At 47.7% G+C, this 22,526-nt stretch carries 20 protein-coding genes; 7 read left to right on the forward strand and 13 right to left on the reverse strand.

Annotated elements, in window-relative coordinates; genetic code table 11:
• Nucleotides 1-40: 40 nt before the first annotated feature.
• Nucleotides 41-1,267, forward strand: coding sequence for an MFS transporter (locus tag F0220_RS28140; RefSeq protein WP_149846834.1), 1,227 nt, complete (start codon nt 41-43; stop codon nt 1,265-1,267).
• Between the two features lie 63 nt (nt 1,268-1,330).
• On the opposite strand, the gene F0220_RS28145 is transcribed toward F0220_RS28140, so the two are convergent.
• The 3 genes from F0220_RS28145 to F0220_RS28155 all read right to left on the reverse strand — a co-directional run bounded on the left by F0220_RS28145 (nt 1,331) and on the right by F0220_RS28155 (nt 3,761).
• The gene (locus tag F0220_RS28145; protein WP_091012711.1) at nt 1,331-1,795 is read right to left on the reverse strand and encodes an NUDIX hydrolase; all 465 of its coding nucleotides are present in this window, start codon (nt 1,793-1,795) and stop codon (nt 1,331-1,333) included.
• Between the two features lie 147 nt (nt 1,796-1,942).
• Nucleotides 1,943-3,154, reverse strand: coding sequence for a nitric oxide synthase oxygenase (locus tag F0220_RS28150; RefSeq protein WP_149846942.1), 1,212 nt, complete (start codon nt 3,152-3,154; stop codon nt 1,943-1,945).
• 127 nt (nt 3,155-3,281) lie between these two features.
• A complete protein-coding gene (locus tag F0220_RS28155; protein ID WP_091012708.1) occupies nt 3,282-3,761 on the reverse strand; it encodes a Dps family protein in 480 nt (159 codons plus the stop codon).
• Between the two features lie 359 nt (nt 3,762-4,120).
• Between F0220_RS28155 and F0220_RS28160 the strand changes: the two genes are divergently transcribed.
• Entirely contained in the window at nt 4,121-4,471 is a 351-nt protein-coding gene (locus tag F0220_RS28160; RefSeq protein WP_149846835.1) for a cupin, read from the forward strand.
• Nucleotides 4,472-4,568: 97 nt separating this feature from the next.
• Here F0220_RS28160 and F0220_RS28165 read toward each other — a convergent pair whose 3' ends face one another.
• Nucleotides 4,569-5,306, reverse strand: coding sequence for an HAD family hydrolase (locus F0220_RS28165; RefSeq protein ID WP_149846836.1), 738 nt, complete (start codon nt 5,304-5,306; stop codon nt 4,569-4,571).
• A 183-nt stretch (nt 5,307-5,489) separates the two neighbouring features.
• On the opposite strand from F0220_RS28165, the gene F0220_RS28170 reads away from it, so the two are divergent.
• Entirely contained in the window at nt 5,490-5,675 is a 186-nt protein-coding gene (locus F0220_RS28170) for a hypothetical protein (protein ID WP_149846837.1), read from the forward strand.
• 180 nt (nt 5,676-5,855) lie between these two features.
• Here F0220_RS28170 and F0220_RS28175 read toward each other — a convergent pair whose 3' ends face one another.
• The 7 genes from F0220_RS28175 to F0220_RS28205 form a co-directional block, all read right to left on the reverse strand.
• A complete protein-coding gene (locus F0220_RS28175) occupies nt 5,856-7,595 on the reverse strand; it encodes an adenine deaminase C-terminal domain-containing protein (RefSeq protein ID WP_091012703.1) in 1,740 nt (579 codons plus the stop codon).
• Between the two features lie 174 nt (nt 7,596-7,769).
• Entirely contained in the window at nt 7,770-8,828 is a 1,059-nt protein-coding gene (locus F0220_RS28180) for an ABC transporter ATP-binding protein (RefSeq protein ID WP_149846838.1), read from the reverse strand.
• Nucleotides 8,829-8,846: 18 nt separating this feature from the next.
• Nucleotides 8,847-9,638, reverse strand: coding sequence for an ABC transporter permease (locus tag F0220_RS28185; protein WP_017691790.1), 792 nt, complete (start codon nt 9,636-9,638; stop codon nt 8,847-8,849).
• A 4-nt stretch (nt 9,639-9,642) separates the two neighbouring features.
• Entirely contained in the window at nt 9,643-10,464 is an 822-nt protein-coding gene (locus F0220_RS28190; protein WP_036612869.1) for an ABC transporter permease, read from the reverse strand.
• A 204-nt stretch (nt 10,465-10,668) separates the two neighbouring features.
• The gene (locus tag F0220_RS28195; protein WP_149846839.1) at nt 10,669-11,607 is read right to left on the reverse strand and encodes a nucleoside hydrolase; all 939 of its coding nucleotides are present in this window, start codon (nt 11,605-11,607) and stop codon (nt 10,669-10,671) included.
• A gap of 307 nt (nt 11,608-11,914) precedes the next feature.
• Nucleotides 11,915-12,985 carry an ABC transporter substrate-binding protein gene (locus F0220_RS28200; protein WP_036613093.1) on the reverse strand — a complete coding sequence of 357 codons (1,071 nt, stop codon included), beginning with the start codon at nt 12,983-12,985 and terminating at the stop codon, nt 11,915-11,917.
• Nucleotides 12,986-13,235: 250 nt separating this feature from the next.
• A complete protein-coding gene (locus F0220_RS28205; protein WP_017691786.1) occupies nt 13,236-13,580 on the reverse strand; it encodes a Na-translocating system protein MpsC family protein in 345 nt (114 codons plus the stop codon).
• A gap of 374 nt (nt 13,581-13,954) precedes the next feature.
• On the opposite strand from F0220_RS28205, the gene F0220_RS28210 reads away from it, so the two are divergent.
• From F0220_RS28210 to F0220_RS28220, 3 genes are all read left to right on the forward strand, one after another.
• Nucleotides 13,955-14,872, forward strand: a complete 918-nt coding sequence (locus tag F0220_RS28210; protein WP_149846840.1) for a zinc ribbon domain-containing protein — start codon at nt 13,955-13,957, stop codon at nt 14,870-14,872.
• Nucleotides 14,873-15,270: 398 nt separating this feature from the next.
• On the forward strand, nt 15,271-16,002 hold the full coding sequence (locus F0220_RS28215) for a DUF3105 domain-containing protein (RefSeq protein ID WP_188310507.1): 732 nt from the start codon (nt 15,271-15,273) through the stop codon (nt 16,000-16,002).
• A 273-nt stretch (nt 16,003-16,275) separates the two neighbouring features.
• On the forward strand, nt 16,276-17,994 hold the full coding sequence (locus F0220_RS28220) for a methyl-accepting chemotaxis protein (RefSeq protein WP_149846842.1): 1,719 nt from the start codon (nt 16,276-16,278) through the stop codon (nt 17,992-17,994).
• 146 nt (nt 17,995-18,140) lie between these two features.
• Here F0220_RS28220 and F0220_RS28225 read toward each other — a convergent pair whose 3' ends face one another.
• Both F0220_RS28225 and F0220_RS28230 read right to left on the reverse strand, forming a co-directional pair.
• Complete coding sequence (locus tag F0220_RS28225) at nt 18,141-19,094, reverse strand: nucleoside hydrolase (protein ID WP_017691781.1); 954 nt, start codon at nt 19,092-19,094, stop codon at nt 18,141-18,143.
• Nucleotides 19,095-19,369: 275 nt separating this feature from the next.
• Nucleotides 19,370-21,613 carry an MMPL family transporter gene (locus F0220_RS28230; protein WP_091012687.1) on the reverse strand — a complete coding sequence of 748 codons (2,244 nt, stop codon included), beginning with the start codon at nt 21,611-21,613 and terminating at the stop codon, nt 19,370-19,372.
• A gap of 176 nt (nt 21,614-21,789) precedes the next feature.
• Here F0220_RS28230 and F0220_RS28235 point away from each other — a divergent pair, with 176 nt between their 5' ends.
• Nucleotides 21,790-22,425: a TetR/AcrR family transcriptional regulator gene (locus F0220_RS28235; protein WP_091012685.1), complete on the forward strand. Its 636-nt coding sequence runs from the start codon at nt 21,790-21,792 to the stop codon at nt 22,423-22,425.
• The last annotated feature ends 101 nt before the right edge of the window (nt 22,426-22,526 follow it).

Here is a 22,526-nt window from a genome sequence, read left to right on the forward strand (position 1 = left end):
GTTTGGGATTCCATTTTATGTGTGAAAGGAGTCTTGGCTCTTGGATATTCGTCGTAACCTGCCCTTGCTGATGACCATTTGTTTCCTGAGTCAGATGGGCGGATTCATGATCCTGCCTCTGTTCCCTTTGTTTATTGAGGAATTCGGCCTGTCCGGCTGGATGATGGGGGTTATTTTTGCTCTTTTTTATGTGGGGAAAGTGATTGGTGGCATTCCTGCTGCGGCAATTTATAGGAAACTCGGGGGTAAACGTGCTCTCATCCTCATGCTGTTACTGCTCGCTGTCTGCATGGGTGGCTTCGCTCTGTCTTCTGCTGCGGTGTTGTTCGGCCTGCTCCGACTGCTGCAAGGGCTCGCTTCCACCGGGCTTACCGTGGTCGTGCGTTCTATCATAGGAGATGGAGGCAATGTGGAGAACCGCGGACTGTACAATGGGTATATCAGCAGTAGTGAGGGTGGCGGTATGGTGCTCGGTCCGGTCATAAGTGGCTGGCTCGCGCTGCACTGGCCCTTGTCGGTGCCTTTTCTGCTTGTTACGTTATGTTGTCTGATGGCTGTGGTCGCTGCGATGGGGATGAAGACGACGGCACCTCCTTTACCTTCAACAACTTCTGATGCACTGCATACGCAAGGTACGGATATCTCCCAATCCAATCAAGCTCCCGACTCGACAATGATTAGCCCAACTATAGAGCTTACCCAGCGTCAACAGCTTCTCGGCTACGGTACAGTACATTTTCTGGAGATGAGCGCCTATGCGGTATTTCTCACCTATTTTGCACTGTATGCAGCTCACATCATGCATTGGGACCCCTTTGCAACCAGTCTCGCCTTCACCGTATCCGGGATTTCTACGCTTGCCGCTGCTCCCTTTGTCGGTTATCTCTCTGACCGGTTAGGCGATCGTCTGTTGCTTTGTATGCTCGGCATGTTCCTGATTGGCATCGAAGTTGCTGTATTTCTAAGCACGTCCTCCCATCTATGGGTCTACGTTGGTATGCTGATTGGAGGGGTTGGCGGGGCATGTTACATGGATTCGTTCTTTGCTCATATCGGTGATCATATCCCCGATGAGAGTCGAAGCTCCGTCATAGGCAAAATTGTCTCTGCGGCTGAGATCGGCTCCATTATATCCCCACTGGTTGCAGCACTGCTTATGGAAGTTGGATCGCTTTACTCCGTGTTTGTGTTCAATCTGGTGCTGATTGCTGCTGCCATTGTAGTTCAGGCTGTGATGCGGAGTCAGTACAGGACAAGACGACTGTAAATGCAAAAGGGAGATGTCCCACAAGTCATGAACATGACGGAGGACACCCCTTCATTGGCATAATTATTTTCCTAACAATGTTGCGATGTGCACTGCATTTTCTTGGATTTTACTTTTTAAGTAAGGGTCAGTCCTGTCAGGTAATTCGGTTGGTTTGTAAAACTTTGCTTCAAGAACTTCCACCCCATCTGGCTTCAATTCTCCCTCATACTCCGTGCAAACATAACCAATGACCACATTGTAGTATTCATGCCCGTTTCTTAATTTCGTATATAACTCTTTTCCTGAGAAGACGCCATACAGATGAAGTTTCTTAATCTCTATCCCAATCTCTTCTCTGACCTCTCGTATTGCAGACTCTTCCACCGATTCGCCGAGCTCCATAAATCCACCCGGTAGTCCCCAAGTGTCATCCAGATGTCGAACCAATAGAATCTCACCCGTCTTATTCAAGATCAAAATACTCGGTCTTACCAAAATAACAGGAGCATTACCAACCATTCCTCGCAACGTTTCAATGTAACCCATGGATTGTTCCCTCCCTTATGTGAAGCCATGACCTCATTATAGGCATGTTATATATTTCCATATAGAGAAAGAATCTTCTTCGTTTTTTCCTATTTTTAAAGCTCTTCCTTTGAAAAAAAGATCACAAAAAATAACCCGTCTGCACAATTAATGTGCAAACGGGCATTTCATTGGTGCATCTCCGGCCTGTGGCTGGGGATGCTCTACCTGTGCATTCTGCTGCTCGCTGCTTCGCAGCTCTGCGGCAGATGCCACGCCATCTTTCAGCGTATACGCCTGATCCTGATGGAAAAAGTTCGGCTTCACAATCTCATTGCGATAGGAGCTGTGGAAAATATGCGTTGTCGCCGGAGATACCGGCGGAATCAGCCACACCCAATCTCCAGTCAGCTCACGTCCAGCCTTCTCTTCCCGCTGTTCAAACATCGCAAATTGCGCTGCCGCCGTGTGGTGATCCACAATGCTCACACCTGCTTTTTTGAACGAATGCAGCACAGCGACATTCAACTCCACCAACGCCCGGTCCTTCCACAAAGTTGTTTCACTTGACGTATTCAACCCAAACGCTGCCGCCACCGCAGGCAGCTTGTTATACCGGAACGTGTCCGCCAGATTACGGGCACCGATCTCGGTACCCATATACCAACCATTAAACGGCGCTGCCGGGTAGGATATACCACCAACCTCCAGACGCATATCAGCGATCATCGGCACACCGTACCAGCGCATGCCAAGCTCAGCAATCTCCTTCTGCTCCGGGTGCTCAATCATCACTTCCACAATCTCTTCTTCGGGTATAACATACCACTCTGGCGCTTGTCCTTGTGCCTGAATTATGAGCGGTAACACATCATAAGAGCCACCTGCTCCCTGCCAGCCAAGGGACATGGCCGCCTTGGTCAGCTCCACGGAAGCAGGATCTCCAATAACGCCTTGCTCTGTCTCATATCCTGCATATCGAATAAGCTGATGATTCCAGAGACGTACCAGAGCTCCATTTGGTCCATCCGGTGGAAGGATCGTAATCATCGGAATGACCTTGCCTCCGTTGGATGCCACATGAATATGGTTCAACACAGCATCCGCTGCCGTTCCTGCTGTATCGGCATGACGAGCATCCACGATCCGCAGTTTATCCCAGAACAGCCGCCCGATGCAACGGTTGCTGTTCCGCCAGGCCATTTTGCAACCTTGTTCCAATTCTTCTGTGGTATGCACATAGGTACCTGTTGCTTCGATCTCGCCCATAACGGCAACAAGCCGGGCCTGCGCGTCTTCACGCGAATGGCCCAGCTCTTCATAACATGTATATATAAACCGTTCAGCTTCTTCCTGCAATTGTTCCAGGTCTGACCGCATCATTCATTCCACCATTCTGTACATCTTGGATGCCATCATTATACGGCAAGCGCACCGGATTTGTAAGCGAACGGATACTTTGTTCACGGACTCTACATATCGTTGTCAGGATGAAGGGTGACTTTGCTTATTTGCCCAGAAATGCGTTTAACATCCAGACCTCTTTATCCAGCGCAGCGGTGAATCCAATTAGCATATCTTCCGTTGCGTTATCTTCTGCTTCTCCCGCTTCGTGAATGCCTTGATGAATCACTTCTACCATTGTACGCAGATCAGCAACCACCGACTCTACCATACGCTCAGCAGACAACTGGCCTTGTGCCTCTTCAATTGGAGACAGACGCAGTTGTTCAGCCATTGTAGCCACCGGACGTCCACCAATAGCCAGCAAACGTTCTGCAACTTCGTCCATATTTGCCGTAGCCAAGTTGTACAACTCTTCGAATTTGGCATGCAGTGTGAAGAAATGAGGTCCTTGGACATACCAGTGGAAGTTATGCAGTTTCGTGTACAATACGGACCAACCTGCAATCTGACGGTTCAGGACATCTTGAAGTGCTGTGGCATTGTTAGCAAAAGTGTTGTTTCTAGTTTGGATTGTGCTCATGGAATTTATCCCCTCTCGAATATAAAAATAGAATTTGAATGATTGTAATGGCGTTGCTTTAATTCATCATTTTAATTTAGACTTAATCTAAATCTTGTTTTAATTATAACACTGCATATACGGTTTGGGAAGGCTTTTGTACGGTCTTATAAATGAAGATTCCATGAAGTACAGCTTCATAGAAACGATGGCAAAGGCAGTTAACAAAGTGAGAGTTGTAAACAAACTATTCCTCAACGATTGGAGCTATGATAGACTCATCTGATTGGGTTTCCATATCTTTTTGGAGTAGGATGATACCATCATAAGGAACGTTGCCATTGTAGGAAGTTAACTTAGTCACGATTGCGGAGGTAAACATGAGGATATTTCAATTTAAACGAGAGTCCGGGAAGAAGATTACCAAATTCGATTCTAATTTCGTCATGTCACGTATTACGCAGACCGACAAAACAGCTCATATCGGGTGTATGCACTTGCCCGAGGGTGGAGTAGTAGGTTATCACCAAGCAGTGGTTCCTCAACTCCTTTTGATCGTCAGCGGAGAAGGCTGGGTTAGAGGCGAAGCAAATGAATACATCAAAGTTCATTGTGGCGAAGCGGTTCTGTGGGATACACATGAATGGCACGAAACCAAAACAGAAACTGGACTCATGGCCATTGTAATTGAAAGCAAAGAGTTAGACACCTCATTATTAATGCCTTTATAGAAGGTATAACGTAAGAAATGAAGTCCTTCTTTAACACCAAAAAGCAGACCTGCACCTAAAACGGTAACAGGACTGCTCCTTTAAAACATAAATCTCCTTAAACACGGACATATTCAAAAGTCAGAATACGACTGATCTCTTCATAGCTTGATGCTACAAAATGAGGTTGATGATCGGACTCCGGCAGCGCCTCCCGATGGTTGAACCAGATAATTGTCCACCCCGCATCGACCGCACCTACCACATCATTACGCCACGAGTCTCCAATATAATAGCTGGAACGGGCATCTGTCCCGGACTGCTTACTCACATATTCGAACAACCTGCGATCCGGCTTCGCATAACCAGTCGTACCGGAAATGAAGATCAGATGCTCGTCCACGAGACTGAGCACATCCAGTGCTTCAAGTTTGCGACGCTGATGCTCTCTTTCTCCATTGGTGATCAGACCAACGGTATGGCCCTCTGCCTGGAGCCGTCTAATCAACTCATAGGCTCCTTCAAAAGGCACAATCTCAAACTGTCTGCTCAGATACTGAGCTTGCAGTTCTTCAGCCTGACCCGATTGTAGAGGGAGTCCAAACTCTTCCATCGTCAGCTCAAACCTCCGACGCCGCATTCGCTCCACCGCATCCGGCTCCGGTGCAGCAGACAGATCTTCTTTTGCAGACAGCCAGTCACTATAATAACGAAAACGGTGATAGGCATCAGCAAAAGGAAAATCATCTGATAGGCCGAGAACATCCTGCAACGCCCCGCGAAGCGGCTGTAAGTGATCATATAAAGTATCATCCACGTCGAAAAATATGGTCTTGGCATCATTTTTTATATTCATAGTTGTAACTGATCCTCCTGCTCCTGTCTCAAACATTCTCTTCTTATTACTATATATGTAATCCTATGCCTCGTCCAAAAGGGATTTGGTAAACGTGGACAATCCATGATTGCCACATCCCAGTTACTGGAATATAATTTATTAAAGATCACAACCAAAATCATGAAAAGGTGGAATGAACATATGAGTACTACAATAGAGAAATGCACCGATTGTGGAGGCACGTCCTTCGTACAGGCATCCGACTTCATCAATCTTCGTCCATTGGATAAGAAATTGTCGATGGGTTCAGAAAGAGTATATACCGTGTGTTTGGACTGCGGAGAAGTGGTCTCCATTAAGGTGAAGAATCCAGAGAAATTAAAATAAGCAGGGTTCGTATTTAATATAATTACAAGAACATGATAATACGAATATGAATCCGTGAAAAAGAAGCCCTGGCTCACCTGAGTGAACTGGGGCTTCTTTTTCTTATGGAGCAAACAAACGATATAACAACGAATCATCTAATGAATTATCGGAAGAAGACCACCAGATGTCTCTATCCACTTATACAATCAACGATACAACCTTACCTGCATTCACATCAATCAAGCCATGGTCCGTGATCTTCAGCGCCGGACTTACCGCAAGAGAGTGAGTACTGATCGACATGATCGGGTTGTAATGTACATACCCAAGAGACAACATGGCTGCGCGCAATTCCTTCACTTGATGGGACACCACTGCGAGTGGTTCTTCCGTCAAAATGCCACCTACGGGAAGTTCCAGATGGGACAGCACCTTGCCGTCTTCTACCACGCAGAAGCCACCCTGGCTCGAAATTACGGTGTTAGCTGCCAATATCATATCTTCACGATTACGTCCTACCACCAGCAGGTTGTGATTGTCATGTGAATATGTCGTTGCAATGGCACCACGCTTGATGGTGTCTCCACCGATCAGACCATGTGCTCGATTGCCGTTCACGCCATAACGTTCAAAGGTCGCAATCTGCGCATATCCGCTTTCTTCCCACAGCAATTCGCCATCCGAAGACTGAACCGGTGCAATATGTTCTTCCACAAAAGTAGAACCATCCTTCACCATCATGACACGGCATTGGTACTCACCTTCACCAGCGAGATCAACACCTGATCCAATGACTTTTGGGTCTGACAACTGAATTGCAAAATCAGCTACGCCCAGCTTCTCCAACTGTACACTCTTATAGAAGTGAGGTGGGAACTGCCCGGTTATGCGTTCCTGCTTATACGGTTCGTAATCGTCATAAGCTTTGCGGCCGTTTTTGTACACCTGATCAATAGCGAGCTCCTCCAGGTTGGATAACAAAACATAATCGGCCACTTTACCTGGGGCCACGCTGCCACGATCGGTCATTTTCATCCGGGAAGCAGGGGTTGATGTTGCTGCGTAGATCGCATCTTCCGGACGCATCCCCATCTGAATTGCTTTACGTACGATATGATTCAGATGACCATGCTCCACCAGTGAATCCGGCATCACATCATCCGTTACGAAGCAGAAATGCTGCGCCACATCATGTTGAATCAGATACTCCATGACTTCCGGGGTCATTGATTTCTCCTGAATTTCAATAAACATACCTGCCGCAATCCGCGCCTGTAATCCCTCAATGCTCTGATGAGTATGATCGGAATCAATACCTGCGTATATAAGTCGATGTAGATCAAGTCCAAGCAGTTTCGGTGTATGACCTTCGATCACAAGATCGGGATAGTTTTTGCGGATATGCTGTAAAATCTGGTTGGTCTTGCACTCCGGATCACGGATGACATCGACATAGTTCATGATCTCGCCCAGACAGATAATCTCGCCAGTGGCGAGCAGCACGTCCATATCTTCAATCTCGATCGAACCGCCTGTTGTCTCCATCGGGGTTGCCGGAACGGAACTTGGGATCGCATAGAACATATCCACGGTGGTGTCCCGACTCACAGCCATCATCTCCTGCACACCTTCCAGCCCGAACACATTTGCCATCTCATGCGGTTCTGCGACAATGGACGTTACCCCGCAGCCAATCAGACCATGAGAAAAGGTTTCCGGTGTCACCATCGTACTTTCGATATGCAGATGGATATCAATCAAGCCAGGAATCATGTATCTTCCTCGTGCATCAATGACTTCGTCCGCCTGAAACATCTCCGTTCCACCGGGTCCAACATATAGGAATCTGCCGTCCAACACAGCAACGTTATTCATCTCAAACCGTTTATAATAACTGTTATACACATGTACATTCACAATTAGTTGATCTGCACGCATGGGGCATAATCTCCTTCTTCACAAACATTTCACCGCGATCCGGACTGGACAATGAACCTGTACTTTAATCTGATGTACTGCACTTGATCGCGTACCACTGCCTCGTCCAGAAACATCGTATGAAATGTCTTCTTTACTGCTCTTATTTCTTCAAGCTATTCCTACATTTCACGGCTACTCCACCAGTACAAGCTTGTCCTGTGGGAAAATCAGGCTAACACGCTGTCCACTAAGGTACGGTGTTTCCATCTCCTGATTTGCTGTAAAGTCACCCAGTTCCGTCTCAATCACATACTGATAACTGCGTCCCAGATACGTGCTGACCTTGATAATCCCCGGCAAAGCATTCACCACTTCCGCAGAGGTATCTCCACTAACGATTAGATCATCCGGGCGAATCGCACCTTTACGTGCACCGGGACGTGCTGTTCCAGGATGCGCGGTTGCTGTAAATGTGCGTCCACCCGCATGCAATGTGATTAATTCACCTGCATCGCTGCGATCCGCGAATTCAATAAAATTATGGAAGCCGATAAATCGTGCGACAAACTCCGTTGCCGGATATTTAAAAATCGTTTCCGGGCGGTCGAGCTGCTCGACCACGCCTTTGTTCATAATCGCGACCTGATCCGAAATCGAGAAGCATTCTTCCTGGTCATGAGAGACATACAACGTTGTAATGCCCAGCTCCTGCTGAATCCGGCGAATCTCCACCCGCATGTTAAGACGCAGGTTAGCATCCAGGTTACTGAGTGGTTCGTCGAACAAGAGCAGGTCAGGCTCAATGACCAAGGCACGAGCAATGGCCACACGTTGACGCTGTCCACCGGACAGTTCTTGTGGAAAACGTTTCTCAAATCCGTTCAGGTTAACAACTTCCAGGATTCGCATTACACGTGAAGAGATATCCTTGTCTTTCACTTTGCGCATCCGCAGGCCAAAGGCCACGTTGTCATAGACAGACAGATGCGGGAATAACGCATAACTCTGAAATACAAATCCGAAGTTCCGCTTGTTCGCCGGAACCTTCGTATAATCCTTGCCGCCGAACATAAACTTGCCCTGTGATGCTTCCAGAAATCCGGCGATGAGGCGCAGCGTAGTTGTTTTGCCGCAACCGCTCGGTCCGAGCAGGGAGAGCAGTTTACCTTTTTCCAGCTCCAACTGAAAATCCTTCAGGATTGTCTGCTTATCGTATGCCACGGATACGTGGTCTAATGTCAGCAATGCCATAGCGTTCTGCGCCTCCAATTAACGTTTAGTAAAGTATGAAAATCCGCCCATGATCCGTTCGATCACGAACATTAAGAGTCCAGTCAGTACCATCAATAGCACGGAAATCGCTGCAATCGTTGGGTCAAAGTAATTCTCCACATACGTCAGCATCTGAATTGGCAATGTACTTACCCCTGGTCCGGTCATGAACACCGAGATATCCACGTTGTTGAACGACTCCAGGAAGGCAATCAACACCGCAGCGATAATGCCTGAGCGGATGTTGGGAAGTACGATCGTGAAGAACGTTCTTACCCGTCCCGCCCCAAGACTCAGCGCAGCTTCTTCCACGGCGAAGTCAAAGCTCGACAGACTCGACGCGATAACCCGAATGATGAATGGAAGCATGATAATCGTATGACCGATCAACAATCCGAGATACATCGGCAGATGGTAGATTACGATCAGATATTTCATCAATGTAAAACCAAGCACGATTCCCGGGATCAGTACCGGGGAAAGGAACAGTGCGTTCAGCACGGACTTGCCTTTGAAATCGTAACGACTAAGCGCATAAGCAGCCGGAACTCCGAGTACCAGTGCCAACAGGTTCCCCAGCAGGGAAATGATGATGGACGTCTGGAATGTGCGGAGGAAACCGCCTGTGTTGAAAATATTCTCATACCAGCGGAAGGAGAACCCTTCCGGTGGAAATTTGAGTACCGTTCCCGGTTCAAACGAAGTGACCGATATGATCAGAAGCGGGCCCAGCAGAAAGATAAAGACCAGCAGACTGAACAGGCCCAGCCCGATATGTTTCTCCCGCATATGTCTACCCCTTCGGATTTAAAGTTTTGGCCATTTTGTTCATGACACCGACCACGACAAATGTAATTACAATCATAATCGCGGCAACAACCGAGGCCAGATACCAGTCGTTGAGGGTCATGGCGTTCTGATACAGGAACGTAGCAATCACGCGCTGCTTGCCTCCAAGGAGGGCAGGTGTGGTATACGCCGTCAGGCTTCCGACAAAGACAAGCACGGCTCCGATCACAAGTCCTGGCACAGCCAGCGGGAACACAACCCGGCGGAATGCCGTAATGCGTGATGCGCCCAGACTTTGTGCCGCTTTGAGCAGATCACCGTCAATATTCTCGAGCACACCCACCAGAGAGATAATCATCAGTGGCAGGAACAAATGCGTCAGACCGATCATCATCGCTGCCGGCGTGTACAAAATGTCCAGCGGCTTGTCCACGATACCCAGACCAACAAGGGTGTTATTAATCAGCCCTTTTCGTCCAAGAATGATCATCCAGCTAAACGAGCGCACGACCGGGCTCGTCAGCAGCGGGAAGATCGCCAGTGCCAGCAAAATGCCTTTGCGGCGTGGCGCTTTCTGCGAGATATAATAAGCTGTCGGGAATCCGAGCACCACACAGACGATAGTGGTGACCACGCTGACTTGCAGCGTCGTAAGCAATATTTTCAAAAAGTATGGGTCTCTGAAAAAATGCATGTATCCTTCAAACGTGAAGGAGTTTTCTTGGAAAAACGTCGACCCGATCGTCAGGACAATCGGAATGATCATAAATGCCGCCAAAAACACGAATCCCGGCAGCAATAGCCAGTAGATTACTGATTTCTTCATCGCGATACTCCTGACTTGTAAATTTAATTCGAGATTGATACTTGAATACTCCGATTGAAGTACCGTCCTTCGATCCCTGTTATCCCCCGATTTATTGATTGATTTTCATAGGTGAAAATCGAGGGATAAAGGGGAACGCTTCGCTTCTCCAGATCGGTTCTGCACTCTCCGCAAGCGTATAAATATCTAATTGGGGCAGAGCAGCTACGCGTTTAACGCGTTGACAAATAGTTCAAGGAACGCTTCTGCGTCCACGGTTTCGCAGACGAGGGTGTTGGGCTGCTCGCCCAAACGGTTTTGGAAGTCACATACCATCTGGCCATCGCACAGGCGGCTGGCGGTTTCGACATCCACGTAATACGATTTACGTCCTACCAGTTCAGGGGCAAGGGCTACGCCCACGGCTAGTGGATCATGTAAAGCGCAAGCGCGGACGCCGTTCATTTGTTCGTAACGGTTGATGTATATCTCCGTGCTCTGAGCGACGTATTCACGAATTACAGGATCTGTGAGACGCTCAATCGTTGCTTCATTCAGCAATGTTTGACGCGTTACATCCAATCCGACTTGGGTAAGCTTCTCGATGCCTGCGTGCAGTACAATGCGTGCCGCCTCTGGATCAGCGTATGTGTTGTACTCGGCGGTCGGTGTAATGTTGCCATGTCCGCGAACCACACCACCCATGAAGATGACTTCCTTCAATAAAGAAGGCAATTCAGGACACTTCATCAGCGCGAGTGCCAAGTTAGTTAAGGGTGCGGTCATGATCAGAGTCAGTTCGCCGGGATACAACTTGGCTTGCTCCACGATAAAGTCTGGCGCAAAACCTTCCTCGGCTTGCTTGGACACCGCCGGATCAGGCAGCGCACCGCCCAATCCGTCCTGTCCATGTACCCGGTGTTCATAATGCGACTTGCGAGTGAGCGGTCCAGCTGCTCCGGCAATGACCGGAATTTCAGGTGCACCCGCTAGTTCAAGAATTTTGCACGTATTCTCTGTTGCCTGCTGGAGTGATACGTTCCCACAGACTGTGGTGATACCGAGAATGTCCAGCTTCCGGCTTTTGACCGCCAGCAAAATTGCCAGTGCATCGTCAATCCCCGTGTCCACATCCATAATGATGCGATTCCGCGATTCATTCATCCGTTCTCAACTCCTATATGGTGATTGGTTGCTTGCTGCAAATGATAAGTTGAACTAAAGAATATTTACACTTACCACTCCGATTACAGAATAACCTTCCGATCGCTGTTATCCCCAGATTTTTTTGAATCCCCTTCTTCAAAGGGAAAATCCGGGGATAGCGTATGCTTCCGAAGCAGCTTTCTTTCAGAAAGCTTTTAGGCGAACGCTTCGCTTCTTCACGTTATTTCTGCCCTCTCCGTTCTCGTGTAAAAAGTTTAGTTAAACTATATAGATCAAAGATAACTATTTAGTCGGTTACTTGTTTTTATTGTGCAATCTCGCGGTTCCAGCGATCTGTCCAGCCTTTAACCTGTTGATTCACAAATTCCATATCCAGCTTGTTCAGCTTCTCAACAACTTCAGCGCCGTATGTTACGCCTTCTGCTTCTTCAGCAGTCAGTTCAACTTTTGTGTTAACCGGGGAATCGACTTTAGCTTTGGCAGATTTCGCTTGTACATCCTGGCTAAGCTGCCAGTTGATGAACTCTTCAGCGAGTTCTTTGTTTTTGCTGCCCTTCACGACATTGATTGTGTTCATCACGGCATATGCACCTTCGCTAGGTGTAACAAACTTTGCATTAGGCACGGCTGCTTTCAGATCTTTGAAATACATTTCCATGATCGGTCCGCCCGCAATCTCTTCTTGGGAGAACATGTTCACGAACTCGGAAGTTTGGCTGTAGAATTTCACCACATTGCCGCTCAGTTTTTTCAGTTCAGCAAATGCCGCATCTTCATTAAACGTATCGTTTCCGGCTACACGGGAAGCTGCATCCACAACCATTGGGCCTGCTGTTGCCGTAATATTCGGGATGGTCAGGTTACCTTCGAACGCCGGGTCCCACAGGTCACTCCATGAAGTCACTTCTTTGGATACGAGATCCGGATTATAAGCGATACCGAGCTGTCCAACCGTGTAGGCCGGGCCATAATCTTCACCAAGTGGTGCTTTGGCAATATCATAAATGTCATTTACATTTGGAATTTTGGAACGGTCGATTTTCTCAAACAGACCTTCATCGATACCTTGTTGTGCATAGTAGTCAGACAGGTAGATGACATCGACATTGGATGTACCCTGACGGATTTTGTTCAGACGTTCAGCGTTATTGCCGACTTCGAGCACGATGTCTACATTATGTTCTTTTTCAAAGGGACCAAATACTTCTTCATTAAAGAAATCTTCGGAGAAGCCCCAAGTGGAGATAACCAATTTGTTCGCTGCGGTTCCTCCACTGCCTGATCCGCCTGTTGCATCATCCGTGCTGCTGCCACAACCTGCAAGTAATACTGATGTCATTGCCACTGCTGCCAAACCGCTAATCCACTTTTTCATCATGATCCTGATTCCCCCTGATATATGTGATGTGTATGAAAAAACAAAAAGAAAAGCATTCTTGTATAAACAAGAACACTTTTCTTCGTAAACAAAGGAAAGCGACACCCGCTGCCGGTACATCATCGGTTTCTGCTTCAGAATCAATCCGAAGACAAACGCCATCATATGAAATTGTACGGAACCTGGTCATGAATCCGGGTCATAACCTCCATATGCATCAACAAGAATCTATCCTTCCGATCCATCCTTAGGCCTGTTCCAGAATCACATTTGTGATAGCCCACTGAGTGGACGCATCATAATCCCGCAATATAGCTTCAATTGGCAAACCCATGTGTTGCTCGAGCTTCTCCCGGAATTTCTTCTTATATAAGACAGACATGCGGAAGTCCACTTCCAGCTTTAAGCCGGGGGCCTCCCCTTCCAGGGCGTCAGAGCGCGGTGAACGTCGGTGCTTCGCGTAGAAGGTCACAATGTTCTGGTCAATGGTCACTCTCAGGAGAGTGGTGCCAAATCCGAACAGTTCCTTCGAGATTTCGTTATAATACTGGCACATCTTCTTCTTACTCTCATTGCTGTCCAGTAGTTCCATGAACTCACCCACATCTCTTACTACCGTACATTCGACGTGTTAACACGATTGATTATACATAAATCTTCTGAAATGAGCAACCCAAAAGATATACTTAACATGTAAATCACACACAGAAGCGAACGATAAGACATTTACCTCCAAAAACAATTCGTCTTAAACCACAGTAAATTTACATTAATATGCCTGCATGTCAGTCCTATACTATTGTTACTTCTAAACTTCGTTTTAATACACAGTAATCGAGTCTTCGTTTCAACTTTCCCTATAAGGGTATTAATTCCTGCGAAACATAGACAAACTTCGTCAACAACCGTTAAAATGAGACACAATGTTGACATGTTTTTATTTTCTAGAAATTGGAGGCTTAACCCATGCAATGTCCAGTATGTAATCATGAAAATGGAGATGCCCAGTTTTGCGAGAGGTGCGGAACTAATCTAACGCGAACTACCTCTTCACCCTCACTTGTAAAGAACCCGGAATCTGCTGCTGCTTCAGAACCCGAATATACTCGCTGGTCCAGCACGCAGGCTACCTCTTCCCAGGCATCCGTTCCATCCAACACACCATCCGTCTCCATCCACAAGGAACAGGCGAGAGAATCAACAGGTACCAATGACCATGCTTCTGCGGGAGACAACAGCTCCAATCAGTGGAATAATATCGTGCAGAATGAGAAAGTTCAGCAAGCCAAAGAAGTAAGCAAACAGTACCTATCCTATTTCCTCAGTGTATTAGCCCGTCCTTATCAGACGATGAAAACCGTTGGTGACCAGCATTCACTAAACGGATGGCTAACAATGGCGCTGATTGCAGTCCTATCTTCTACATACTTCTTAATTACCTTTAGTCGTATAGGCATGGATGGCTTGTTCATTGGTGGATTTATCCGGCCGCTATTGTTCACCGTCATTATCCTGATAGCCTCAATTGCACTGATGTACACTATTCTGAAAATTGAGAAAATAACCTTCCGTCCCAAAACACTGGTTGCCCAGTTCGGTACATTGCTTGTTCCTGCTGTCGTATCCCTTGTTCTGGCGAATCTGTTTATTATCATCTCGTATTCCATCGCGATCGCCTTGCTTGTGGTCTCGTATATCATCATATTTGTCGCTCTAAACTCGGTGCTATTCCAATATCCATTGAATCGTACCAAAGCAGCCATCGACAGTATGTACAGTGTACTCATCGCCAATGTGGTCGTATTCTTTATTCTGTATCGTTTGTTGGGTGAGGTTATTATTGGACTGATCCGGCTGATGCTTTCGCCGTTTGGCCGTCTGTAAACACTTGTTATTTCGATGACAGAAACCTGCCGATCGCTGTTATCTCCAGATTTTTTTAATTCACTTTTACAAAGGTGAAAATCTGGAGATAAAGGCGACCGCTTTCGCTTCTATTCCAATAGATATAGATTCCTCTGACTCTTTAGAGTTATATAAGGCGCTCCCTGCTCACGTGGGGGACGCCTTTTTTAGTTTCCCAAGGCAGCATTGCACTGTGCATGTATCATACACTATAATGTGTAGTGCTAGAGGTGTGTTCTTATTTACGTAATAAACTAATCCAGCAACTCCCGTTACGTAATAAGATGATTCATCTTTGCCATCAACACTACATCACGTAGTGTTATGTCACTCATTTTATAAAGAAAGCAGAGGAACTCTCTATGGACATGACTCATATGAATCATATGCAAATGGAGCACGAGGTAGGTACATCCTACCTGTGGCTCTTCGTAGGTGTAATCGTGTTGCTGTTCTCCATCGCCGCCTATATCTGGGCATCGCGCACACAGGGAAAAATCCTGGGCCACATGAAAAAGAAAGAGCGGGCGGACATCCAGAAAAAAAGTCGATCCCTTCGGCTGGCTGCACATGTAATGATGGCTGTGTCGATTATTACGTTTGGCCTGTTCTTCATGCAAGGAGCAGGTAAAACATATAATGTAGCCGATCTGGAATCCAACGCGACAATCGACGTGACTGACGATAAATATTATGGGGCTGACCATACGGAGGACCCCATTCAGTATGAGATGACAATTCCAACATCGGGGCCGCATAATCCGCATGATATCAAGTTTGGATTTTACACCGACTTCCCCGGCTATAATTACCTGGTACACAATCTGGAGCACGGGGATATCATCATCTATTATCGGGAGAACGCAAGCGAGGATTTGAAGGAACATCTGAAATACCTCGCTAAATTCCGCGAAGCCGGAGCAGGTATTCTGGCTGTACCAAACAAGGATATTCCCGAAGGCAGTGAAGTCGTGGTGACCGCATGGACCAAAACGATGAAACTCGACCAATTCGACGATGCCAAGGTAGGTACTTTTATCAATAAATATATTAATCAGGGACCTGAAAAGATTCCTGCCTCTGTTCGCCAGGGCGGCGGAACGATGTAATGACGTAATCACTCAGTCATGTGAAGCCCCTCTAAGTAGTAACAATCGGGTGTGTCCCAATGATGGGCATGGTCAATATAGGATTGAAACGAAACTAGCTCCCGGATCAAATTGACTCGGGGGCTAATTCTTTATCGAACAGATGCCGATATTTCAAGTAGAAAACTGTATATTTGATATACAATACATACGAACCAAACAAGAACGACAAGCACCAAGTAAAGAGACAAAGAGACGATTGATTCAACAGATCAAGGGGGAACACTTTTACCAATGAACAGTTTGTTTATGAGGATCTTTTTATTTTTTTCCTGTCTGATGCTGGCTGCGGGTGCGGTTCTTGGCATTACCATGTACCGTTCATCGGCTCAACTGGTCGAACAATCCATGGGGATGCAGGCACAGGCTGTGGCTGAACGGGCTGCTGCATTAATTGACACCTCTCTGTATGCACCACTCAGTACCGGACAGGACGAGACAGCGTATTACGGCACATTGCGTGAGCAGCTTAGTCAGCTGCGCGAGGCCAATGGACTCAAGTATCTGTACACCCTTGGTACACGCGAAGAAAATGGAACAAATACATATTTCTACGTTGTAGATGGGGCTGCTGCGGATGTGGCAGAGGATGACTTCTCCCCTTACGGCTCCGCAGAAGAGACCCATTATGAAGGAATGCTGCAAGCTTTTGAACAGAATGAGCCTACTCGGGGTGAACTCACACAGGATGAATATGGCGCTACCATTACTGCGTATGTGCCAATCCATGGAGATGACGGGAAAGTACTCGGATTGGTCGGTGCAGATCTGGACTCCACTGCGGTCTATGAACTGATGTCCCGCAACCGTATGACCATGATCTGGACAGCCTTGGCTATTGTTCTGCTGAGTGTCTTGTTGGTGTATGGATTCGCCCATTACTTGACCCGACCATTGGTGAAGTTGAAGAAGTTAATTACCCAGGTAGGAAAAGGCGACCTGACCGTCAACGTTGAACTTAGTCGCAAGGACGAGGTGGGACAGCTCGCTTCCGAGTTCAAACATCTGGTTACAGGTACCCGTGATGTCATGACGGGCATCCGTCAAAGCTCCGATTCTCTGCTACAGGCTGCAGAAGGTGTATCGAAACATTCACAGGCGACTGCAGAAGCCAGTCAGCGTATTGCCGAGCATACGAATCATACGGCCAGTGGAGCTGCCGAACAGGTAGCTCGTGCGGGCGAAGTTACGGTAGCCATGGAAGAGATCACGCGCAGCATGCAGCACATTGCGAATTCTTCTTCTATGGTCGCGGATGTATCACAGGAAACGACCAATAACGCGGTGCAAGGTCAAGCCAACATCAACACGGCGATGGACAGCATGGACAAAATTCATCAAGCAAATGTGCAGATGGTGGCCTCCACCTCTCAGCTGGAGCAGTACTCAGGTAAAATTGAGTCGGTGGCACACCTGATGAAAGGCATCGCTTCACAGACCAATCTGCTTGCACTTAATGCAAGTATTGAAGCGGCTCGGGCAGGAGAGTATGGCAGCGGGTTTGCGGTGGTTGCCTCAGAGGTTCGCAAGCTTGCGGGGGAATCAGAGCAATCGTCCCAGCATGTCACCGAACTGATCGCCGAGATGACACGCCAGACTGCCCTGTTGTCAGAGCATATGTCTGCCAGCACATCAGCAGTCCAATCCGGTCTCGCTGTTGTTCAGGAGGCAGGCCGTTCATTCACATCCATTCATACCGGGATTGAGACGATGAATGAACGTCTGCACGAAGTATCCGCAGCATCTGAGCAGCTGTCTGCGAGTGCAGAAGAAGTGTCCGCTTCCGTGGAGGATATGGAACATATCTCACGCGAATCCTCTTCAAGTATCCAACAGGTGTCTCATGCTACCGGAAGCCAACTGCAATCCATGGATGAGATGAGTGCATCCGCTGAATCTCTGCGGGTACTGTCCAGTGAGCTGAACGGATTAATTAGTCGATTTAAAATATAACGTGCAGCTTAGATTGTTAGATATCAGCCCAAAACAAAAAGCCGCACGGCAGGGAAGGGATCATGGGGTTCAACCCCATACCCTGACCACTGCCTGCGGCTTTATTTTTGTACCTTTAATGTTGGCACGCCCTGAGGCTGCCTGAATTAATAGCGCTGCGGAGCAGCTTTTTTACCCAAATCCGTCATGTACGTAAAGAACGCTTCCGGATCGGTATCATACACCAGTTGTACTGGACGTCCGTCTGCTTGCTCCACCGTGCGGCCCTGGCTAGGACCATCCGGGATAACAATACAGTTTACGGTTTTTTTCTTCACGATGTCCTCGCGTCCAACGGAAGCCGTTGTCAGCACATCCCACAGATAGTATGTGGAATTTGTCTCACTGTACACCAGTGGCGGACAACCTGCGTAACAGTTACCCAGGAAATCAACGCCTTCGAAGCGACGCTCTGCTGCCCAGCGGTTACGAACGGCTGGAGTCAGAGGTACTTTGTTCGTGCTTTCCAGTGCAACCAGATCGATCTGGATACCACTCTGCCATACACGGTAAGCCGCTTCCGGGTCCCAGAATACGTTCCACTCTGCTGTGCCATCATGCTCAGGCTCTTCTACGTTACCACGCTCGAATGTACCACCCATCCATACCAGCTTGTCGATTTTCTCTTCAATGTCTGGTGCTTCGTCCAGTGCACGCGCAAGGTCAGTCAGTGGGCCTGTGAACAGGAGCAACGTTTTACCTTCGGTATTGCGCACTTTCTCGATTAGATGCTGGTGTGCAGGAACTGCAGAAAGTGGTGCTTCCATTTTGCCGGACTCGTTCAGTACAGGAAGTGCATCTACATAGAAGGAATGCAGTCTCCACGCCGCAGGAAATGGATTTTTCCCTCTGGAGTTGGATTTGGATACCTCTACGGAATATGTACCGAAACGATCGATGATTTTACGGCTGGCATCTGTTGCTGGCTCCAGATATCCGTCTGCCGGAATAACCGATACACCGGTTACATGTACATTGTCCATTTGCAGAAGCATGAACAGCGATACGAGGTCATCCACGCCGCCGTCATGGTTAAAATACACATTAAGTTGGTTCGTCATGCTTGCTTTCATCCTTCCCCTGGTTGTCCCATTGATGTTGATCATCCGTCTGCCCCAAGGCCGACGCTCTCTCTATTATGTCCCATAACCCTTGGCTACGTAAACCTTCCCCATGCAAAGAAAACAAGGATCACGCCTCATCATGCGGATATTTTACAGTTCCACCATTCCATCTCAGGAGCAGACCCGTCCAACTCAATTCCGTGCCATTGTTGTGCAAAAAGAAATGGACAGCAGGCTTGAAGCCCCGCCGTCCATCTCACCCCATCCATGCATTACATGGACTGGTTTTGTTTCTGTTTCTGTTTCTTCTCATTCTTCTCAGCAATCGGAATATACTTGCCTGGCCAGAAGGCCCATTTGCCCAGCAATGTGGTGATTGCCGGAACCATGAACGGACGTACCAGGAATGTATCCAACAACACACCAACAGCCGTTATAATTCCGAATTGCACCAATACTTGAATCGGCAGAGTCGCAAGTACCGCAAAGGTTCCTGCCAGAATCAGGCCCGCAGAGGTAATAACGGAGCTCGTCTCACCGACGCCTTCCTTAATGGCTTGACGAAGCGGCATCGTTTTGCGTTTTTGCCAGATGCTTGAGATCATGAAAATGTTGTAGTCTTCACCCAATGCCACCAAGAATACGAAGGAATACAGCGGAATCGCTCCCTGAATTGCATCTGCTCCAAGTCCATAGTGAATGATGATCCAACCCAGACCCAGTGCAGAGAAATACGAGAGAACAACCGTTGCAATCAGGTACGCTGTAGCTACAACAGAACGCAAGTATAATAGCAGCAACAATGTAATCATGCCAATGACCACTGGAATAATGATCTTGGCATCCCGTTCTCCTGCCATTTCAATATCATATTGTTCAGCCGTCTGACCATCAATCCAGACCTGACTGTCCACATTGGTTACTCCAGCATCTTGAAGCGCCTGTTCCGCAGTAGCCCGCAGATCCGGAATATGCTGCATCGCCTCCATGGAATATGGATTCAGATTAAATTCCACGTCATAAGCCGTAATGTTAGCATTCTTGGCACCCTGTTGGGCATCGCCTACTTTGCTAATGTAATCCAGCGATTCTAGCCGCTGCTTCAGATCAGTTTCTTTACCTTCGGCATCAATGATCACTTTCACTGGAGCCAGCTCACCTTGGGAGAATTGTTCGCCGATGACGGTGAAACCTTCGCGGGAAGGTACATCCTCCGGGAAGGAAGACAACAGATCATACGTGAATTTAACCTGAGTAGAGAATGCCGCCAGTCCTCCCAGCAATACCAACGTAATTGCAAGAACGGTCCATGGCTTCGTTACTACAACACGGCCAATCCAGCTTTCCTTCACTTTGCGCGGGGCAGGAGCCGGTTTGCCTTTTTTCTTCGCACGTTCGACTTCCATCTCATGTGTACGTGGTACGAACGGGTAGAATGAACCCCGACCGAAGATCGCCAAGAGCGCCGGAACCAGTGTCAGACTTGCAATAAACATAATAAAGATGGACAGACTGAACGGTACGGCAAAGCGATGATACGCACCATATTCAGCCAGCAACAGCACCAGTAGTGCTGCAACGACCGTGAATCCACTCATGGCAATGGCGCCGGAAGATCCCGTAATGGCCTGGAAGATGGCTTTCTTTTTGTCCGGCTCATGGTAGAGAATTTGGCGGTATCTGGAGATCATGAACAGGCAGTAATCCGTTCCTGCTCCGAATAACAATACAGTCATGATTGAGATTGACTGTGCGTCCACCGTAATCCAGCCTTGATCCGCCATGAATCCGAGAATCGGACTGGTCACCATATACGCGAATCCAACCGCAATAATTGGGATAATCGCTAGCACTGGCGAACGATAGATCAATAGCAGCAGCACCAATACCAGTACAACCGTAGCGATAAGCAAGGATACATCGGCGGAAGAGAATAGTCCGCTCGCATCAATGGATATCCCTACTGGCCCTGTTACACGAGCAATCAGTGTATTGGCATCATCTATAGCTACATCGAACGGGTTTGCCCCGAAGATGTCTTGTGTTTTTTGCTCAAGTGCTTCAATGCCTTGCTCTAATTGTTCTGCATCGGCACCTTCATTGAAGAAAAGCGGCATAACCAGGGTGCTTCCGTCTTCCGAAAGCTGGCCTTTCAACGCCTGTGGCGGCAATTGATAGAGTGGCACAACGGACTGCTGTTGTTCTACCGGATCTTGATCCAGTCGCTCCGTTAATGCCTGAATGTTCTCAATCTGCTCATCCGTCAAACCGCCTGCTTGACGCCATACGATCAGCGCGGGCAATCCTTCACCACCAGGGAATTCCTTCTCGGCAAGTGCAGCTGCCTGAACCGATGGTTTGGATTCACTCAGATCCTGTGCGTTATTAGTTTCACGATCACCAACAGCAGGCCATACCATGCCAAGCACAACGGCGATAATGATCCATACCAACAGTGTAATCCATTTGCTTCGTTTGCCAGCAACCCAGCGGCCATAACCCGAACCTTCTTGCATTGTCTCTTCATCTCCCTATTCTGTTTCTATGAAGCCCTATTTATGTGATGGTGTAGTAATGAACCATGGGTCATAGTATAATTGAGTTAATTATATATACCGGAAGGTTAATTTTGCAATGCCTAATTTGTGAACATGCTTAGCCAGCGATTAAATACGTAAAGAGGTCAGTGATTATGAGCAAAAAAACAAACATCCCCCGGTCACCGGGCAGACCCAAAACGGGTGCCGATCAAGCATCTGTCCAAACCAACATATTGATGACAGCTTCACGTCTGTTTATGGAATATGGGTATGAACCCGTCTCTCTCCAACAGATTGCTTCATTATGCAATGTAACCAAAGCATCAATCTATTATCACTTCACCAGCAAAGCCGATCTGTTCACCGTTGCCATTACCCGCATAATGATGATGAGCATGCAGCAGACTTCGCTCCGCTTGGATGAACCCGGCACATTACAAGAGCGGCTGATCAAGGTTGCGCAAGCGAAGATGCAACACTCCCATATTGAGACGGAGAGCATGATGCGAGAAGCCGAGAAACATCTGAATACGGAGCAACTCAGCCAGATTCGAGAAGCTGAGGTTCAGATCTTCGAAGTGCTTGCGACCCACTTCAAGCAGGAGATGGACAATGGTTATTTGCGTGTTGCCAGTCCCATGCTGCTTGCCCATGCATTTACGTCACTGCTCATGCTCGCGAACCGCGAAGATGTGCGCAGCATGAATGGCGGCAGCATTGAGGAACTTGCACGGGAACTTGTGGCGCTATTTCTGGATGGAGCAGTTAAGCGGAGCGAGAATATATAGCTGTATCTCTAAGCAGTTATGCCAAAAAACCATCGGGCGATGTAATGAACACACCTACCGATGGTTTATTGGTTGAAATATAAACATGATTATAGGACTCT

It is taken from the genome of Paenibacillus sp. 37, from assembly GCF_008386395.1.
GTDB lineage: Bacteria > Bacillota > Bacilli > Paenibacillales > Paenibacillaceae > Paenibacillus > Paenibacillus amylolyticus_B.

Bases quoted from the DNA above. Each gene is read 5' to 3' on its own strand.
- F0220_RS28145 (WP_091012711.1), bottom strand. From the start codon at position 1,795: ATGGGTTACATTGAAACGTTGCGAGGAATGGTTGGTAATGCTCCTGTT.
- F0220_RS28150 (WP_149846942.1), bottom strand. From the start codon at position 3,154: ATGCGGTCAGACCTGGAACAATTGCAGGAAGAAGCTGAACGGTTTATA.
- F0220_RS28155 (WP_091012708.1), bottom strand. From the start codon at position 3,761: ATGAGCACAATCCAAACTAGAAACAACACTTTTGCTAACAATGCCACA.
- F0220_RS28160 (WP_149846835.1), top strand. From the start codon at position 4,121: ATGAGGATATTTCAATTTAAACGAGAGTCCGGGAAGAAGATTACCAAA.
- F0220_RS28165 (WP_149846836.1), bottom strand. From the start codon at position 5,306: ATGAATATAAAAAATGATGCCAAGACCATATTTTTCGACGTGGATGAT.
- F0220_RS28170 (WP_149846837.1), top strand. From the start codon at position 5,490: ATGAGTACTACAATAGAGAAATGCACCGATTGTGGAGGCACGTCCTTC.
- F0220_RS28175 (WP_091012703.1), bottom strand. From the start codon at position 7,595: ATGCGTGCAGATCAACTAATTGTGAATGTACATGTGTATAACAGTTAT.
- F0220_RS28180 (WP_149846838.1), bottom strand. From the start codon at position 8,828: ATGGCATTGCTGACATTAGACCACGTATCCGTGGCATACGATAAGCAG.
- F0220_RS28185 (WP_017691790.1), bottom strand. From the start codon at position 9,638: ATGCGGGAGAAACATATCGGGCTGGGCCTGTTCAGTCTGCTGGTCTTT.
- F0220_RS28190 (WP_036612869.1), bottom strand. From the start codon at position 10,464: ATGAAGAAATCAGTAATCTACTGGCTATTGCTGCCGGGATTCGTGTTT.
- F0220_RS28195 (WP_149846839.1), bottom strand. From the start codon at position 11,607: ATGAATGAATCGCGGAATCGCATCATTATGGATGTGGACACGGGGATT.
- F0220_RS28200 (WP_036613093.1), bottom strand. From the start codon at position 12,985: ATGAAAAAGTGGATTAGCGGTTTGGCAGCAGTGGCAATGACATCAGTA.
- F0220_RS28205 (WP_017691786.1), bottom strand. From the start codon at position 13,580: ATGGAACTACTGGACAGCAATGAGAGTAAGAAGAAGATGTGCCAGTAT.
- F0220_RS28210 (WP_149846840.1), top strand. From the start codon at position 13,955: ATGCAATGTCCAGTATGTAATCATGAAAATGGAGATGCCCAGTTTTGC.
- F0220_RS28215 (WP_188310507.1), top strand. From the start codon at position 15,271: ATGAATCATATGCAAATGGAGCACGAGGTAGGTACATCCTACCTGTGG.
- F0220_RS28220 (WP_149846842.1), top strand. From the start codon at position 16,276: ATGAACAGTTTGTTTATGAGGATCTTTTTATTTTTTTCCTGTCTGATG.
- F0220_RS28225 (WP_017691781.1), bottom strand. From the start codon at position 19,094: ATGACGAACCAACTTAATGTGTATTTTAACCATGACGGCGGCGTGGAT.
- F0220_RS28230 (WP_091012687.1), bottom strand. From the start codon at position 21,613: ATGCAAGAAGGTTCGGGTTATGGCCGCTGGGTTGCTGGCAAACGAAGC.
- F0220_RS28235 (WP_091012685.1), top strand. From the start codon at position 21,790: ATGAGCAAAAAAACAAACATCCCCCGGTCACCGGGCAGACCCAAAACG.